Below are 17,013 nucleotides of genomic sequence, written 5' to 3'. Positions count from 1 at the left end.
CTACATGAAAAAATTACTTGGCATCATAAGTTTATCCATCCTGCTCACTTCCTGCGATAAGTGGCTGGACGTAAACAATAATCCGAATAGCGCCACCACGGACGTACCTACGCCCGAGTTGCGCCTGCCCCCGTTGATTGCGCAGTTCTGCGATGGATATGAAAGCTCCGGCACCCGTGTCGCCTTTATCACCCAGCAGTTGGGTGTAACCTTCGCTAACAATAACAACTGGAACCTGACCAGGTGGCTGTCAAACGTTTCCAGCGCCAACTGGCCCTGGCAGAACTGGTACGTGAACACCGCCGTAAACGTAGCACCCCTCATCGCTGCCGCAGAAGAAACACAGGCCTGGCATTACATCGGCGCCGCCAAAGTCATCAAAGCCTGGGGCTTCGCCAACCTGGCCGATTTTTATGGCATGCTGCCTTACGCCGAGTTCAACGATCCCAGCACCTACACACCCAAGTTCGACGACGCTTCTTACGTGCAGGAACAAATACTCCTGCTGCTCGACGAAGCCATTGCCGACCTGAAGAAGCCACAAGGTCCGGCCGCACCTGCACTGGCGAAAGGCGATATCCTTAACGGTGGTAACGTTGATAACTGGATCCGCCTGGCTTACGGCCTGAAAGCCCGTTATATGAACCACACCACCAAAAAAGCGGATTACAACCCGCAGGCCGTGCTGGACATGCTCGCCAACGCCCCGCAAACCGACGCGCAAAGCTCCGTGATGCAGTACGTGGATGAAGGGCCTACAGTGACCAACACCGCCAAAGAAGCCCTGCAATACACCAATACCGGCCTTACAGCGCGGTTCACCAAGTTGTACATCGACTACCTGACCAACAACTATACCGGCGCCCCCAGTGGAGCGAACAACGTCGCAGATCCGCGTATCATTTATATCATTCCCCGCATGGCGACGCAATCCGGCACCCTGGTGCTGGCACAAGGAGTGGACATGGCTTCCGAGCTGCCCAAAACCGGCCCGTTAGCATACACCTATAATGCCACCACCAATACCTTCAACAACAAGGATTCTGTGTACGTCATGCTGCGCAAAACGCCGTATGCACCCACGCCTGGACAGCGTATACAGTCTACAGGCTCCTGGTACACCCGCCGTGGTGCCAAAGCGCTGCTGCTGACCAATGCCGAGATGCGTTTCATCGAGGCAGAAGTAAAACTGCGTCAGAACAAACCTGCCGAAGCCTTAGCCGCTTACCAGGCAGGCATTCGTTCGCACATGAACCTGATGGGTATTCGCACAGATACCATTAATACCTTCATGAGCAGCACCTCCATCGTGCAGGACGCTGCCACGCTCACCCTCAGCCACATCATGATCCAGAAGTACATCGCCATGTCCTTTTCCCCCGAAATATGGGCCGACATGCGCAGGATGAACTATTGTGCGGATGCTGCAGGCAACTACAATGAGGCTACCGGTATCTACAAAGGATTTAAACGCCCGTCGCATGTATTTGCGGAAGCCTATCCCGCAGCGACCGACTGGCCGAGGCGGTTTGCCGTGCCGAGTTATGAGATCAATTATAATATTGCACAAGTGCTGAAGGCGAACCCGAATGCGGCGTCGCCGACGTATTTGAAGGAGGCTGTTTGGTGGGATAAGCCGTAATGTTTTTTGATAGGGCGCCTCGGAGACGGGGCGCCTTTTTTATGCTGAGGCGGCGGAGAACAGGACCTACAAAACTATCATGTCAGCGATTGACGAACAAATCGTAAGCAAGGTTTTTTTCTTAATGAGATATGCTTTCTAGTTTTGCTGTAACAAGGTTAAGAAAATCTAAGATATGCTCATGCGATATTTTACAATGCACATGGTTTGAAGTGTTTAGACATTTTTAATGATCGTCGTATTGCCTGATTTGTTCTTGCAGGCATAAAAGCGGAAGTTGTTGCTCAATTTTATACCTAAAATATCCTCCTTATCTTTGCCCGTATCGATGAGCGTCCTAAATACTACAATATTTTTCTGGAGAGGTGTTCAGTGATTTGGCCTAGGATTGCTGCTTGGTCATACGCATAAGTAGTGGGACATTAGTTGATTGGATATATTGAGGCGTATTTCAAAAATCGACCTGAATTATCTTCTTGTAATTGTTCCAGCATCTTTGTGGGAATCGGGAATAATTCCTATAAAAAATGAAAGTGCTTACTTGTGGTAAGCACTTCCTACGATATTTTTTCACTGATTCTCTCAAATCAGGCGGGATTGTATGCGTAATCCACCTTTCGAACTTATGTAAAATTAGATAATTTTTTTTGCATTTCGATGGGGGTGATGCTTGTATAAATTATTTTTCTTGTAAGATATATTTAAGTGATTGATTATCATATAGTAAAATACGATAGCTATCGGAATGCGATATATTTTCCAACTCGCGTTGCTTCTGGGTTACTGCCAGATTTTGCTGCAGCTATTGAGACATGGAGGCTGAGAAGACGACCTTATCCTCTAAGACTGGATTTTAGTCAAGTAACTAAGGCATTTGCAAATGGCATGCTTGGCGTTATTGCTATCACAGCGGAATTGCGCCGACAGGGGGTAAAGCTTGAGATAGTAATGCCACATCATAAAGATGCTAGTCGCTTTTTCCACACCTGCGGGTGGGCGCACTTACTCAATCCGTCGTCCAACAACGGTTTTAAACCCAATAGGAAACATTATGTTCAACCTTTTGACACATTTCAAGAAATTCCAACTGTTACAGCCAATTTCATGGATATAATCATGGGACACATTCACATGCCCAAGGATGTGCTTGCAGCTTTAGAGTGGTCAATAACTGAAATATGTGATAATGTTGTGAATCATGCTGAGTCAAAGATCGGAGGTTATCTTCAGGTGATCGCCTATCCACAAAACGGTTTAGTGGCTTTTACAGTAGCTGATGCTGGTAAAGGTATTTTACAATCGCTTAAAGAAGGATTACCAAATCTAACTTCTGATATCGATGCAATAAGAGAGGCAATCAAAGCTGGTGTTACAAGAAATAAAGACGCTGGTCAGGGAAATGGTTTGGCAGGTAGCTGTCGTATTGCACTTATGACGGGTGGTTCTCTGGATATTTTGTCAGGTTCAGGACGCCTCCTGTTACGTGCAGATAGCTTGAGCCAGCCGAATGAATATCTTTCTCGGCAGAATTATCAAGGAACCTGCATCAGTGGACAAATAAAGATGAGTCACACATTTTCCGTCTTGGATGCGCTATCGTTCGGTGGCAAGTCGTTCATGCCAAGTACTGTTGTGGACCTGAATTACGAGCGCGAAGAAGAGGAAGCTCTTGATATAAGAATTACCGAACGGCTCGAAGGGGCGGGAACGAGATCAGCAGGTAAGGAACTGCGTTTACTGTTACAAAATCTTCTAAATGCGAAACCAGGATTCCCTATTTACCTCGATTGGACTGGGGTCACAATTATAGCTAGTAGTTTCGCAGATGAGTTTCTTGGTAAGCTCTATGTCGAATTGGGCGAGAGAGTCTTTGATGCATCTATCCGACATACTAAGATGGCGCAGATAGTTGAGCATATCATAAAAAAAGCAATTAGCGAACGCTTATCAACTGGATAGTGCGAAACTGATCTCGCAGATACAAACAAAACATAAAACCTGATGAAAACTGACAAAAACACATATCATGATTTATGAGTTAATCACAAGCCTGTACTCATCTTTATTCCTGTACCTCACTTCCCCTTCATCCCCCTAAACTTCCCCATCTATACAAACAATCCCCCACCGATGCCCATCCAGATCCCCAATCTCCCTCACCACCATAAACGGCTCCTCAAACCCCGGCGTTGGCTCCGTCCCCCCGGCATCCAGCGCACGCTGAACGATTTTATTCAGCTCCTCCATACGCTCCACCGGCAGCGTGAATGTAACCGGGGATTCGGCTACAACAGGCCCCTTACGCTTTTGCAACATCACAAAAACATTTTCACCCCAGGCCATACATTTCTGATCGTCGAAGGTAAACAGCGGGTTTACTTCGAAGCCGATTTTTGTGTAGAACTCCATGGAGGCTACTACGTCAGCGACTGGCAGATTAATGAATATCTGTTTCATACGCCTGTATTTGTTTTTTACTCGCCAGTCCCCGCCAGCTTTTTTCCAGTACTTCTTTCAGCAACTGCTGATTGTACGGATGTATCCACATGCATATGTAAGGATACGCTTTGAAATGGTCGGGCAGATGAAATATCTCCGGATGACTGTCGAGGTATTGGTCCCGGATGTCGAAGTCGAGATGAATAGGAATGAATTCGCCGCTGTCATGCAGGCGGCACATGAGTTTTCCGCGCACTTTAACGGATGGAGTGCCTTCATGCGACACGGATTCTTCCGCACCGGGGAAGATTAACGCGATCTTCTTTACCGGCTCAAAGTCGGCGCTGTTAAAGTTTACTTTTTTCATGCTTTCTTCGATTTTGCAACCTGTATTTCAATAAATTTTGGTAAGTAATTGGGGGTGCAATTCTTCGCTACGATTTCATCTTTGTAAAGGCCGGTCCGTTCGCCGATAGCGACGCAGCGTGAACGATACTGCTCCTGGAAAATGCCAATTTGTGCTGCGGTGAAGTTCATGGCCCATTGTACTTCAGGTACTTCTTTCTCAATACCCTTCTCGATTTTCGAGAGCAGCTCCTCGCTGTTCGGCGGAGGCGTTTGTCCTACCCATCGTAACCTTGCCTGGTAGTACCAGAAGAGCCGCCGTTGAAGGCGTGATGTACTCTTTTCCCAGCTTTCCATCAGGGCAATGGCCTTTTTGTCTTTGGACAGCTGGTTAGCCATCAGCCAATCAATGAGCTGCAGTTTTTCTTCGTCGCTATGCTTACTGATGTCCTTATCCAGGTTGTTGATGACATCTTGTGAGAGGAGTTTATTATCCATGATCAGGATGGCCAGTTGACGCGGCAGGAAGTCTCCCGTAGCCCACAGTTCCATGGCCAACGCGTGGTCTTTTTTGATGGTGGCGGCCATCTTTCGCAGGTCGCCAAGTTTAGTCGTGGAGGTGATTTGCGCCAGTAGGTTTTTTGCTTTGGATGATATGTTCATAGTCGCTTTGTATTAAGTTTTTCCTGCCCATCGATAAACAACCTCCCATCCGGCACCAGCGCCGCCTTAATGCGTTTCAACGCCTCGGCTTCGAGAGATGGATGCCGCCCGTCCAGCACGCCTACACGCACTGCAAATACCAGGTCATATGGGGCTTCCCCGGGAGCTAGCCTAAAGTCTTCTATAGCAGCCTGCCTGAAAGAAAGCCTGCCACTGGCGACCTCCGGTTCACTGCCCGCAACGGCCTGTTGTATCGCCTTCGCGGATCGGTCAATACCCAACACAGTAATAGTCGGGTGTAGCTGCACAATAGCTCTCGCCGCTGCACCGGGCCCGCAACCGATTTCAAGGATGCGAAGATGATCGCGCAACGGCAGCGCATCTACTATGGCTGCCAGCCTGGGTGAAAGTTTAGACGCCATAGCGTTTTTCGTTTTATGCTAGCCTGCACCGCCTATCACCACCACTTTCTTCTTCAATTGCTCATACCCGCCTTTGGCTAAGGCCAGTTGCCTGCCGGCAATGGTTACCTGTGTTTTTTCGATCCGTTCCACGTGTCGCAGGGCCACCGCACATCCGCGGTTCACCCTTATAAAGGAGCCTTCCGGCATCAGTGCCAGCGCTGCTTCCAGCGAAATACGGGAGGAATAGTCATCCTGCATGGTGATAAACCGGACGTAGTTATCATCTACTTCCAGTACCAGCAAATCTTCGATCATAATTTTTCGCAATATCCCGCCATCGTTTATGAACAAAGGAGGTTGATTCATCACTTAAACATTTAGGGTTATGAAATAGATATTGCTTAAACGGCTTTCCCAAATCTAACGTTTTTGCGGCATCCCTGCTACATCCTTGCTACATCCTTGCTATATCCCTGCTAAAACACTGGTGTTTCAGCAACTTTTTAGCAACAACTTAGCAAGGATGTAAGAGGGATCTGGAAGGATCCCCGAAGTTTGTTTGTATTCCCCTCGCGAAAAACCTGGGTTCACCCCATCAAAAACCAGGGTTCACCTCAGCCGCGTTTTTTTAGGGTAGGGCCGGCAGTACTTTCGTGTTGTCGGTCAGCGTAATGGAAGCATCGCTCAGGCTAAGGGTGAGGAGCGACATCCTGAATCTTCTTCCAGCTGCGGACCGCGTGATTAGCAACAAATTTTTTAACTGATTAAAAACAAATTTTATGGCAAAAATAGATAACAACATGTTCCTGGATGGCGTAAGAGGAAACATCGCTAAACAGGTAGTTTACCGCAAACAGGGCAATAAAACGGTGGTAAGCCGTATGCCCAGGAGAAATGAAAACTTAGCACCCACCGAGGGGCAGCGACAGCAACGCTTCAATTTCGCAGATGCCTCCGGGTATGCACAGGCAATGCTCGCAGACGCTGAAATGAAGGCGCTTTACACGGCGAAAAAGGAGCCGGGTCAAACGGTGCGGGGACTTATGGTCGGCGACTTCCTGAAGCCGCCGGTGGTACACGAAATTATCACCAAAGACTATAAGGGCGTAGCTGGTGATCCGATTGGTATCAGGGCGTATGACGACTTCCGTGTAGTAGCAGTAGCGGTCAGCATTTATTCAGCTGGCGGTGACCTCATCGAGGAAGGGCAGGCGATCCTTAATCCACGCAACCATAGCACCTGGTTGTACCTCACGACGGTGGCAAATGCTGACCTGGCGGGTACGATCATCAGGGTAACGGCTTCCGACTTCCCAGGTAACCCGGGGGTACTGGAAATCACGATCTAATAAAGTGGAAAGACGGGCGCACCACGTGGTGCGCCTTCTTTTTCACTCGTTCTAAAAAATGACAAATCGGCACAATGTTTTTACAAACCTGGTAAGTGGAAAAAAATCAGATACCGCACCTTTGTAAACGTAAATCATATTTTAAACCTTAAAACCACGACTATGAAAAAAAGACAATTTACTCCTCCGGGCAGGACGACTGCCACTCAGCCTGCGCTCTCGGCGCCGGTTACATTTAACAATGACAAACATGCCCGTCCGCCGCTGGTACAGAGCCCCGCGCAAATGGAGGCTGCAGCCAACATGGCGAGGGCCAATGCCTGGGCTGGTCAGGCGTTGAAGGATGTGCGGCTAAGCAGCCTCTATGCAGCATTGGCTGCAGAAGGGCAATCGGTTTATCACCTGGCGCTGGCCGACAGCTACAAAGCCCCGGCGATCACGAAAGTGGATGAATCGGCCTATCACGGAAAAGTTGGTGACAAGTTGATCATCACCGCTACAGATAATGTATGGGTCGACCGCGTGCATGTTACGATCATGGTACTGGGCGAAACGCTGGAAGAAGGCGTTGCACAGAGCGATATGCCGGGATCGTCAACCTTCACATATGTTGCTGCCAAAGCATTGCCAGGCAAATGTGTATACGGTTTACTAATTGAGGCCTATGACCTGCCAGGCAATTGTACCAGGAAGCTGGAGCTAAAAGAGATCAGCACGTGATCATCGGGCCTGTTCCTCCTGCGGCAGACGGTTGTGCCGCCTGTATTCGCTGGGTGCACAGCCCATGCACTTTTCGAAAGTTCGGGTGAAGGCAGAATGGTTCTCATATTTTACTTTGAGCGCGATATCACCGATCGGAAGCTCGGAGTTGATGAGCAACTGGCAAGCCTCTGTAATACGTTTAAGTGTTATGGCCGACTGAAAGGTCATGTTATAGGCGTGTTGAAAATAGCGCGCAAATTTACGGGGCGACATGCCAAATTGCAGTGCGATGGTAGGTACAGGCACTCCCCAGAGTTGACGGTGAAGTATCTGGTCCTGCGCTGCCAGTATCTTCGCAATCTCGTCCTGGTCGTAGCGGTAATTATCTTTTGGCGCTTCCTTTGTTTTACGCAGGTCGTCGATGAACTGCAGGAACAACTGGCTAACGTGACTATCGATCAATATCTCCCTGCTGCGCCCGACACCCTTTAATTTGGTAAGTGTCTGCAGCAGCCGGTAGCTGTCTTTCAGTGTTGGCACATAAGGCAGCCGCCAGCCGTTGGGACTGAGGGATACGGCGCATTCGTAAAACTTGCGTATGTCTGGGTTATCCTGCCCCAGTGCAGCGATGAGGTGAAGGCTCACCTTTAGCTTTATGGAAGTACAATTGCCTTTTTTGATGTTGAAATGGTGGTTACCCGCTGGTAAGTACCACAGGCTGGAGGTGTTTTGCTTTTGCCATAAACTGCCCAGTTGCGCGTGCGAAGCCTCGCCCCGGCCGCTAAACACATAATTGAGTATAACTGCGGGCGCATCGAGTTGCATCGTGGCTGAAGCTGTAGAGGTAAAGTTGATATCGTGTAAAGCGACTTCGCTTTTTTCACCCTTATCGAACTGCTGGTAAATGCGGCCGAATGCGCCCTCGGTTTCCATTACATCACAGTACCTGAATATGTTGTAAAAAGTGTGTGGGATCGCGTGATGGCTTACGCGCAACCCGTCGTTTCCGGGGAAATGGAAATTCATAGTGGAATGGTTGTGATTAATTCTGCTGCATCCCCCCAAACCCCTTCCGCTGCGACACATAATTCCAGTACTCCGCGGTCTTCTCCGACACTTTCGGGTCCTTACGCCGCAACACGATCTTTTTCACTGCAGGCAACACCGCGATGATGTCCGCGGCGTTATGGTCGGTGAAGTCTACCGGAAGCAAATTGCCCCCGCGCATTTTATATGCGCGGGCTTCGAGTATCACCAAACAGGGGCGGCAGCTGGCAGACTGCAGCTCCAGGGTGAGGTCGGGCAATTCTTCTGCTTTTGACAAAATGTAAGGGTTCGAAATCAATATGCGGCTATAACGATGTCTGTAATCAGGGCAAACGGCCACAGCACGGTACTCGATGTAGGTGACGGCAGCAGGGGCTTGCAGGCCCGGTTGCTGGATAAACACATCGATGGTACCGCTACGGTTACGCTTTACTTTGGTTTTAACGGTAATGGCGTTGTTCTTAAAGATGCGCATACTGCGTAACCGTTTCAGGTTCGCGAGTTTCAGCTCTTTTTTGCCGGGCGGGTTGCCTTTGTCGGCCAACACTACTTTATGCATGGCCTCATGCAGGCGATGTTGAAAGCTGGGGTCGTGAGAGGTTTCTATGACCTCAGCTATTGCCCGGTAAATGTTACGTGCGGCGGTGCCGGCTGTTGTTACATCTTTTACGGCCTTACGGCTGGTAAAAGGTCTCTTTGTAATGCGTGGGAGTCGTTTCAATAAATTGAACTTCTTCCGTTCCTGGTGAAAGTGGATGTCAGTCACGTTATAGGATGAATGTATTTGGGTTTACATTGATTGCCTTCAAAGCTAATGGAGTTAAATTGGTTGTTGTTTTTTCAAAAACGTCTGCTAATATATGGCTTTTCCGGAAATCATCAATATTCAATTTTCCGGGTTTCGGTACTCATCCAATTGCCGTCGAGCTGGCGACTTACTTTCTGGGTCCAGTTGCCTTGCTGGTCGTAGTGATACTCGAACCGGTAGGAGCTGGCGCGTTCGGCGAGCAGCTTTTCGCTTTCTGCGGCGGCTTCCCGCTCGCTGAGGCGGAAGGTTACGTTACCGCGGTGGTCGTACTCATAACGGGTACGCAGGTACAATTTTGTTTGCCGGAAGTAATTGATTTCCACGATCCTGACTTTGCGGTCGTAGTACTCGCTCTTCTGCGACAGTAACAGGCCGCCTTTATCTTCAAAGTTGCGCAATACAGCGACTACGGTATCGGTTTCGGTGAGATACAGTTTCTCTACGCCACGGCCTTCGTGGTAAATATAGAGGCTGTCGTTGCCGGGGAAGTATTTATAAATGGTTTTTTCGGGAGGTGTATCGTTGCCGGCGGTATATACATGGCTTTCAGGCCTGCCGCTGCCGTCGTAGGTAAACTCGTTTTTTTGTCCTTCGGGTAGTCTTTCCAGGGAGATGATATTGCCTTTGCCATCATAATCCAGCCGGATAGAGGCAGCAGTACCTTCGGCGGTGGTGTTAACACGTTTCACCTGTCCCTGGGAAAAAAGGTATTCGTTCACGATGGTGTCGTTAACGGTCACTTCGCTAAGGTAGGTGCCAAATACGCTGTCAGTGGCCCGGCGGGGAGTGCCTTTAAAGCCTTCCAGGCGTTCGGCCGCCTGCTGCAGATCACTGCGGGCAATACGGTCGCACACCTGGAACTTCCAGTCATTTTTTTCAGGTCCTGTGTTACAGCTGAAATAAAAAGGTATGGCAAGGAGTAATAGTAAACGGCTTAGTGGTTTCATAGGACTATAAAGGTAATGGAATATAGGAAAAATATCCTATTGTTCCAACTGCTTCTTCAGCATACCCAGGCTTTCCTGCAGGTCGGTGTTCATCATACTCACAGCCATCGGACGCATAATGTTCAGGGGCCAGGACATATGTCCGTGGAAGGTCCAGGTGACTTTGGTCTGATTATCAGCCATGGAAGCCGTCTGCAGGCTGGTTGGCGATACCCCGGGGAAGGGTTTTTCGAAGCGCAGTTCGGACTCGATTTTCTCGCCTTCCACGATCTGTTTGATTTCCTGTTCACCTTTACTGTTGATCTCTTTACTGTCCCAGCTCTGTACAAATCCCACGGTGCCATCTGTCCCCTTGTTCACGATCTTGATCGCAGGATCGGCCAGTACCCATTTGTTGAATTTATTTTGGTTGTCAACGTATTTCACGTAGTCGAACACCTGTTGTTTAGGCTTGTTGATCACCACTTCCTGTACAATGGTGTAATCTTTTTTCATAAAGGCGGCAGCCAGTAGGGGGATGATAACGATCACGGCGACAACGATCAATATCCATTTTAAAATTTTCATAATGTAGGTTTTAAGGTTTGTGATGACACAAAGATATAACGGCAAAATGTAAACGGGGGTTTACCCGTACGACATTATCGGGGGGCGATTGCGACATTCTTCCAATACCGGAACGTTTGTCCGGAATCGGACAGTTTTTGATCTGGAGAATCCTGTAATTTATTGATAGTAAGATGGTTAACTCTGGCATTTGTATTGAAATGCTTATGGCCAAATACGTAAATGGACAAGGAAATATCAGCCGAAGTAAAAGCCCGCAGCCGGCGAAGGTGGACGCTCATCATCGCAGGAGCGGTGATACTGATCGCCGCCGCCGTAGTGGGCACCCGAAGCCTTTTCAAATCATCTGTGCCACGCAAAAGGATCATCACTGCCGTTGTGGAAACCGGCGATGTCGAAAACACGATCACGGCCTCCGGCGAAGTACTGCCCGAGTTCGAAGAGATCATCACCAGCCCGGTACAATCGGCTATCCGCGAAGTACTCATTGATGCCGGCGCCAAGGTGCAGGCCGGGCAACCGATACTAAGACTGGATAAAGCCCTGGTGCAGGCAGCCTACGATAAGGGCCGTTTTATGCTGGAATCAAAACAAAACAATCTCCGCAAACTGAAACTGGAACTCGATAAAAGTTATTTCGACCTGAAGTCGAGCAACGATATTAAACAGCTGCGCATTAACAGCCTGATGGCGGAAGTGGAGAACACCAAACGCCTGTACAAGGCAGGCGGCGGTACGCGCGAGAATGTTGAGCAGGCGGAGATGGACCTCAAAGTGGCGCAGCTCGAAAAAACGCAGCTCGAAAATGAGATCCGCAGCAAACAACAAACCATGCAGGTAGAGATCCGTGAATCGGAAATTGAAGTGGCTATACAACAACACGAATTACAGGAGCTGGGCCGGAAGAAAGACCTTGCCAGTGTGAACGCGACCCGCAACGGTGTAGTTACCTGGGTGAACCGCAACATTGGCGCCTCAGTAGGCGAGGGGGTAGAACTGTTACGCATCGCCGATTTAAGCAGCTTCAAGATCAGCGGCAGCGTGGCGGACACGTATCTCGGTCAGTTACATAACGGCATGCCGGTCATCGTGCGCATCAACCAAAGCCAGCTACGCGGCGAGATCAGCAACATTTACCCGGCGGTCAAAAACGGGCAGGTAACGTTCGATGTACACCTGGCGGCCAAAGACACAGGCCTGCTGCGTCCCAATTTAAAGGTAGATGTGTATGTCGTGACCGACGCCCACCGCAATGTGTTACGCGTAACGAACGGCGCGGCCTTCGGTGCCGGCAAAACGGCGCAGCTCTTCGTGGTGGAAGGCGATAAGGCCGTTCGTCGCAAGGTGACGCTGGGCCTTAGCAACGTGGATTACGTTGAACTGAAGGACAACGTTCGTGCCGGTGAAACGGTGATCGTATCCGACATGAGCGATTTTGCAAACACCCGTGAAGTGAACATTATCCCTTAAACCATGCGCTATTTATACTTTATATGGATGCTGTTGCCCGCGCTTTCCGCTAACGCGCAGGACACGCTGCGCCTGTCACTGGCGGCCGTGGTGCAGATGGCCAAAGAGGGCTCCATCGCGTCGAAACAGGCGGCCACCATGAAGGAAACGAAGTACTGGCAGTGGCGTACGTACCGCTCGAATTACGCGCCGCAGTTACAACTGGAGGGCACGCTGCCGGGCTTTCAGAAAACCTACACGCAGGTGTTACAGCCGAATGGTACGGTGCTGTTCCAGCCGGTGCATAATAATAACTCGGCGCTCAGTCTCTCTTTCAGCCAGGGTATTACGGCTACAGGTGGCATGATATACGGCGCCACGGAGTTGCAACGCTTCGATGATTTTGACCGCAACAATACGTTGTATAACGCGGTGCCCTACACGCTCGGTTACCAGCAGCCCCTGTTCCAGTTCAATAAGCTGAAGTGGGATAAAAAGATCGAACCGCTCAAATACCAGGAGAGCCGCCAACAGTTTATTTCAGATATGGAAGAGGTGGCGGTAAATGCGAGCCAGTACTTTTTCGCCCTGTTGCTGTCGCAGGTGAATTACCAGATTGCGGAAACGAACCTCGCCAACACAAAACGGCTGCAGGCAATTGCGGACGAGAAGTTTGCGCTGGGTAAGATTTCCCGTAACGAAATATTGCAACTGAAACTTGAGCACCTCAAGGCAGAGAAGTCACTCGGTGCCGCTGCCCGCGAAATGGAGATCGCCACGTTGAACCTACGCTCGTATACGGGACTGCAACAGGTGGGGCGCATTGCGCTGGACTTGCCGCCCGCAGGTATTGCGATGGAGGTAACGGCGGAACAGGTGCTGGAACAGGCGTATAAAAATAACGCGGATGCCATTGCTTTTATCCGCAAGGTGGTAGAAGCAGAGCGCGATGTGGCGCAGGCGAAAGGAAATAACGGGCTCAATGCCACGCTTACCGCAAATCTCGGTTTTTCCAACAGTGCCACGAATATCAACAAGGTGTATCAATCGCCACAAAACCAGCAGCTGGTACAGTTGCAGTTTACGATTCCCGTGCTGGACTGGGGCCGTTCCCGCTCGCGTTCCCGCACGGCGGAGGCGAACCTGAAGCTGGCGCGGTACGAGGTGGAGCAGGACAAACAAACGTTCTCGCACCTGGTGACCACGCAGGTAACGTTGTTCGAAATGATGAAGCAACAGGTGAAACTGAGCGCCACGGCAGACTCTATCGCATCTGAAAAATACCAGATCGCCAATAGCCGCTATTCGTTGGGAGATCTGAGTATCACAGACCTCAGTATCGCCTTCCAGGAAAAGGACCAGGCAAAAAGGGATTATATTACGGCCCTGGGTGATTTCTGGGGCGCTTATTACGAACTGCGTTATCTGTCGCTGTACGATTTTGAAAAACAAGAAAAAATCACTTATCAGTAAACCATTTTAACAACCTGTATAATGATCACATTACAAAGCATCGAAAAAGTATACCGCACCGATACGGTAGAAACGCAGGCCCTCAGCAAGATTAACCTGGAAGTGCCCAAAGGTGAGTTCCTGTCGATCATGGGCCCCTCCGGCTGCGGAAAAAGTACGTTGCTCAATATCATGGGGCTGCTCGACGTGCCCTCGCGCGGCGATGTGCGTATCAGCAATGAATCTACCCAAAAGCTGAACGACAAACAACTTGCACACTTCCGGAACCGGCACATCGGTTTCATCTTCCAGAGTTATCACCTTATCAACGACCTGCGGGTGCTCGATAACGTGGAACTGCCGTTACTCTACCGCAAAGCCACAGCGGCCGACCGTAAACGCCTGGCGACAGAGGCGCTGGCCAAGGTAGGACTGAGCAACCGCCTGAAACACTTCCCGAACCAGTTGTCGGGCGGGCAAAAACAGCGTGTCGCCATTGCGCGGGCTATTGTCGGACTGCCGCAAATCATACTGGCGGATGAGCCCACCGGTAACCTGGATAGTGCCATGGGCAACGAGGTGATGGACATCCTGCTGCACCTGAACAAAAACGAAGGTACTACGATCGTCATGGTAACGCACGACGAGCAGATGGCGCGCCGCACGCATCGACTGGTAAGGCTGTTCGACGGGGCACAGGTACAATAACTTGATCAGATCAAACTATTTCTATGCTGAAAAATTATTTTAAGATAGCCATCGCCGTGCTGAAGCGCCGAAAGTTCTTTACGTTCATCAGCCTCTTTGGTATCAGTTTAACGCTCACGATACTGATGTCGCTCACGTCGTTGTACGACTTTTTTGCCGACCCGGGGTATCCCGACACGAAACGGGCGCGTACGCTGTATATACCGCGCATCATGCTTACCAACCCTGAAAAAGGGTGGACGAATAGTGGTCCGATGAGTTACTATTTTTATAAAACGTATATCAGCAAACTGGCCACGCCCGAATTTGCGGTCATGACCACGGAGGGCGGCACTTTTAATACTTACCTGGGTACCAAAAAGGTAGCCATCGCTGTGAAACATACGAACGCCGATTTCTTCCGGGCTTTTGATTTCGATTTCCTGGAAGGAAAGGCTTACGGGCAACAGCAGGTCGATAACAGTGAGAAGGTGGCGGTGATTTCGCAGGGGTTGAAGGAGCGGTACTTTGGTGATATAAGTAATGTGGTGGGTAAAGATATACATGCGGATAGTGATAAATTCCGGGTGATCGGTGTTGTGAAAGATGCGCCGGGGTCTGACAGGTATACTTCGGGAGATATGTACCTTCCTTTCACTGTGGGTAAAAGTGATCTGACAGGCACGCGTTTGCATGGTGGTTACCTGATGACGCTGGTGGCCCGCTCCGAGGCCGAGGTGCCGGCGATGCAACGCGAGTTCCAGGCAATGGCATCGAAGCTGAAAGGAGATGGTGATATGAGCCAGGTGGATGTGCATGCAGATCCGTATATGGTCAGTTTTACGCGGGGCATCATGCGCACAAAAGCAGGCGGGGACGGCTACCTGAAATTTATGATCATTATTTATAGTGGCCTGTTCCTGTTCATGCTGCTACCCACGCTTAACCTGGTGAACGTAAACGCCAGCCGTATCATGGAGCGTTCGTCGGAGATCGGTGTGCGTAAGGCGTTCGGCGCATCCTCCAATGTGCTCGCGATCCAGTTCGTGATCGAAAACCTGATACTCACACTGATCGGTGGCCTTATCGGCCTGCTGTTCTCCTGGATAGCGATCACCATTTTTAATACGAATGGCTTCATTCCCAATGCCGACCTGACGCTCAATCTTAAGGTGCTATTTATCAGCCTGCTGATGTGCCTCGTGTTCGGCCTGCTGTCGGGCGTGTACCCGGCCTGGCGGATGTCGCGGTTACAGGTGGTGCGGGCGTTGAAGGCGGTATAAGATCTGTTTAAACTAAAAAATTACAAAATGATCAGTCACTTTTTTAAACTGATTTGGAATAAAAAGCGGCAGCACTTTTTGCTGATCCTGGAAATTATGGTGGCGTACCTGGTAGTATTCGGCATCTTTTCGGCCGGGGTGTTTTACTACCGCAACTACGCACACCCGCGTAACTTCCGGCATGAAAATGTATGGAGCATCAATATTTCCAATCACAAGCCCGGCACTTCACGGGCAGATTCACTGATGATGATACTCACCGGTGTGAAGAAACAGCTGCTGGCCACACCGGGCGTTCGGGCCGCGGCTTATATGAGCTATAACACACCGTTTTCCAACAGTATAAACGGTAATACGTTTAAGTATAATGACCGGGAATACAGTGCGATGAATTACCAGGCGGAAGACGATCTGCCGGAGGTATTGCAGCTGGAAGTAACGAAGGGTCGCTGGTATGCTGCCCAGGATGCCGGTGGTACGCGCAAGCCGGTGGTGATCAATGAACTGCTGGAAAAAGAAATGTTCCCCAATGGCGAGTCTGTTGGTAAAGAAGTGGTTTTTGGTATGGATGGTACCGACAGAAGGGTGATAGTGGGAGTGATAAAGGACATGAAACATGAAGGCGACTACGCAACGCCGAAGGTCGGTATTTACGAACGTGCCGATACTGGTTTCTATAGCTGGACAGGCATGTTGCTGTTGCGGGTAGATCCATCGGTAGATGCGGCATTCGAAGGACAGGTTCACGACCGGCTGACGTCGACGCTCAAAGGTGCTACGATTGAAATACAGCGTTTGCCGAATCAGCTGGCACGGAAGAACCGTGAAATGGCCATCCCCGTGGTAACGGCCGGTGTAATTGCGGCTTTCCTCGTGATTAACGTGGCCTTGGGCATGTTCGGGGTGCTGTGGTACAATATCAGCCGCCGCCGGCAGGAGATAGGGTTGCGCCGCGCCATCGGGGCCACTGCAGGCAATGTGTCGTGGCAGATCATGGGAGAGATGCTGGTACTGACGACGATCGCCATCTTACTCGGCTTATTCTTCGCCGTGCAGTTTCCCCTGCTCGATGTGTTTAATTTGCCGTCGGGTGTATATGTGACGGGCATGCTGCTGGCCACTTTGTTCGTTTATGTGCTCGTATTTATATGCTCCATTTATCCCGGCCGGGAAGCGGCTGCCATTTACCCGGCCATCGCTTTACATGAAGATTAAATAATGTTATTTTT

18 protein-coding genes are annotated in these 17,013 nt (G+C 50.0%); 9 read left to right on the top strand and 9 right to left on the bottom strand.

The genetic code is table 11. The features are described 5' to 3' along the window. The first annotated feature begins 4 nt into the window (after positions 1 to 4). Positions 5 to 1,642 (top strand): SusD/RagB family nutrient-binding outer membrane lipoprotein, encoded by a 1,638-nt coding sequence (locus MKQ68_RS12545; RefSeq protein WP_264283600.1) that lies wholly within the window; start codon positions 5 to 7, stop codon positions 1,640 to 1,642. Between the two features lie 705 nt (positions 1,643 to 2,347). Next, positions 2,348 to 3,601 carry an STAS-like domain-containing protein gene (locus MKQ68_RS12540; RefSeq protein WP_264283599.1) on the top strand — a complete coding sequence of 418 codons (1,254 nt, stop codon included), beginning with the start codon at positions 2,348 to 2,350 and terminating at the stop codon, positions 3,599 to 3,601. 135 nt (positions 3,602 to 3,736) lie between these two features. On the opposite strand, the gene MKQ68_RS12535 is transcribed toward MKQ68_RS12540, so the two are convergent. Genes MKQ68_RS12535 through MKQ68_RS12515 form a run of 5 tightly spaced genes read right to left on the bottom strand, consistent with a single transcriptional unit; the run spans position 3,737 to position 5,808 of the window. Beyond that, positions 3,737 to 4,099 carry a VOC family protein gene (locus tag MKQ68_RS12535; protein WP_264283598.1) on the bottom strand — a complete coding sequence of 121 codons (363 nt, stop codon included), beginning with the start codon at positions 4,097 to 4,099 and terminating at the stop codon, positions 3,737 to 3,739. Then, positions 4,080 to 4,448 carry an MmcQ/YjbR family DNA-binding protein gene (locus MKQ68_RS12530; protein WP_264283597.1) on the bottom strand — a complete coding sequence of 123 codons (369 nt, stop codon included), beginning with the start codon at positions 4,446 to 4,448 and terminating at the stop codon, positions 4,080 to 4,082. The genes MKQ68_RS12535 and MKQ68_RS12530 overlap by 20 nt, the downstream gene beginning before the upstream one ends. Beyond that, entirely contained in the window at positions 4,445 to 5,089 is a 645-nt protein-coding gene (locus tag MKQ68_RS12525; protein WP_264283596.1) for a DNA alkylation repair protein, read from the bottom strand. The genes MKQ68_RS12530 and MKQ68_RS12525 overlap by 4 nt, the downstream gene beginning before the upstream one ends. Beyond that, positions 5,086 to 5,511 (bottom strand): SAM-dependent methyltransferase, encoded by a 426-nt coding sequence (locus tag MKQ68_RS12520; protein ID WP_264283595.1) that lies wholly within the window; start codon positions 5,509 to 5,511, stop codon positions 5,086 to 5,088. The genes MKQ68_RS12525 and MKQ68_RS12520 overlap by 4 nt, the downstream gene beginning before the upstream one ends. Before the next feature lie 18 nt (positions 5,512 to 5,529). Continuing rightward, positions 5,530 to 5,808: a LytTR family DNA-binding domain-containing protein gene (locus tag MKQ68_RS12515; RefSeq protein WP_244845922.1), complete on the bottom strand. Its 279-nt coding sequence runs from the start codon at positions 5,806 to 5,808 to the stop codon at positions 5,530 to 5,532. Between the two features lie 464 nt (positions 5,809 to 6,272). Between MKQ68_RS12515 and MKQ68_RS12510 the strand changes: the two genes are divergently transcribed. Both MKQ68_RS12510 and MKQ68_RS12505 read left to right on the top strand, forming a co-directional pair. Further along, on the top strand, positions 6,273 to 6,842 hold the full coding sequence (locus MKQ68_RS12510; RefSeq protein ID WP_264283594.1) for a hypothetical protein: 570 nt from the start codon (positions 6,273 to 6,275) through the stop codon (positions 6,840 to 6,842). Between the two features lie 162 nt (positions 6,843 to 7,004). After that, positions 7,005 to 7,562, top strand: a complete 558-nt coding sequence (locus MKQ68_RS12505; protein WP_264283593.1) for a hypothetical protein — start codon at positions 7,005 to 7,007, stop codon at positions 7,560 to 7,562. On the opposite strand, the gene MKQ68_RS12500 is transcribed toward MKQ68_RS12505, so the two are convergent. From MKQ68_RS12500 to MKQ68_RS12485, 4 genes are all read right to left on the bottom strand, one after another. After that, positions 7,563 to 8,570, bottom strand: coding sequence for a helix-turn-helix domain-containing protein (locus tag MKQ68_RS12500; protein ID WP_264283592.1), 1,008 nt, complete (start codon positions 8,568 to 8,570; stop codon positions 7,563 to 7,565). Between the two features lie 16 nt (positions 8,571 to 8,586). Continuing rightward, complete coding sequence (locus tag MKQ68_RS12495) at positions 8,587 to 9,357, bottom strand: hypothetical protein (RefSeq protein WP_264283591.1); 771 nt, start codon at positions 9,355 to 9,357, stop codon at positions 8,587 to 8,589. Positions 9,358 to 9,470: 113 nt separating this feature from the next. Next, the gene (locus MKQ68_RS12490) at positions 9,471 to 10,346 is read right to left on the bottom strand and encodes a hypothetical protein (RefSeq protein ID WP_264283590.1); all 876 of its coding nucleotides are present in this window, start codon (positions 10,344 to 10,346) and stop codon (positions 9,471 to 9,473) included. A gap of 36 nt (positions 10,347 to 10,382) precedes the next feature. Next, positions 10,383 to 10,913, bottom strand: coding sequence for an SRPBCC family protein (locus MKQ68_RS12485; RefSeq protein ID WP_264283589.1), 531 nt, complete (start codon positions 10,911 to 10,913; stop codon positions 10,383 to 10,385). Between the two features lie 222 nt (positions 10,914 to 11,135). Here MKQ68_RS12485 and MKQ68_RS12480 point away from each other — a divergent pair, with 222 nt between their 5' ends. The 5 genes from MKQ68_RS12480 to MKQ68_RS12460 are packed head-to-tail and all read left to right on the top strand — an operon-like array spanning position 11,136 to position 16,999. After that, entirely contained in the window at positions 11,136 to 12,383 is a 1,248-nt protein-coding gene (locus tag MKQ68_RS12480) for an efflux RND transporter periplasmic adaptor subunit (protein WP_264283588.1), read from the top strand. Positions 12,384 to 12,386: 3 nt separating this feature from the next. Next, positions 12,387 to 13,835, top strand: coding sequence for a TolC family protein (locus MKQ68_RS12475; RefSeq protein WP_264283587.1), 1,449 nt, complete (start codon positions 12,387 to 12,389; stop codon positions 13,833 to 13,835). Positions 13,836 to 13,856: 21 nt separating this feature from the next. After that, positions 13,857 to 14,522 carry an ABC transporter ATP-binding protein gene (locus tag MKQ68_RS12470; protein WP_244845908.1) on the top strand — a complete coding sequence of 222 codons (666 nt, stop codon included), beginning with the start codon at positions 13,857 to 13,859 and terminating at the stop codon, positions 14,520 to 14,522. Between the two features lie 23 nt (positions 14,523 to 14,545). Further along, a complete protein-coding gene (locus MKQ68_RS12465; protein WP_264283586.1) occupies positions 14,546 to 15,784 on the top strand; it encodes an ABC transporter permease in 1,239 nt (412 codons plus the stop codon). A 27-nt stretch (positions 15,785 to 15,811) separates the two neighbouring features. Then, entirely contained in the window at positions 15,812 to 16,999 is a 1,188-nt protein-coding gene (locus MKQ68_RS12460) for an FtsX-like permease family protein (protein ID WP_264283585.1), read from the top strand. The last annotated feature ends 14 nt before the right edge of the window (positions 17,000 to 17,013 follow it).

The organism is Chitinophaga horti (assembly GCF_022867795.2).
Taxonomy (GTDB): Bacteria; Bacteroidota; Bacteroidia; order Chitinophagales; family Chitinophagaceae; genus Chitinophaga; species Chitinophaga horti.
The sequence above is the reverse complement of the archived record's forward strand: the minus strand, read 5'-3'. Positions and strand labels throughout refer to the sequence as shown.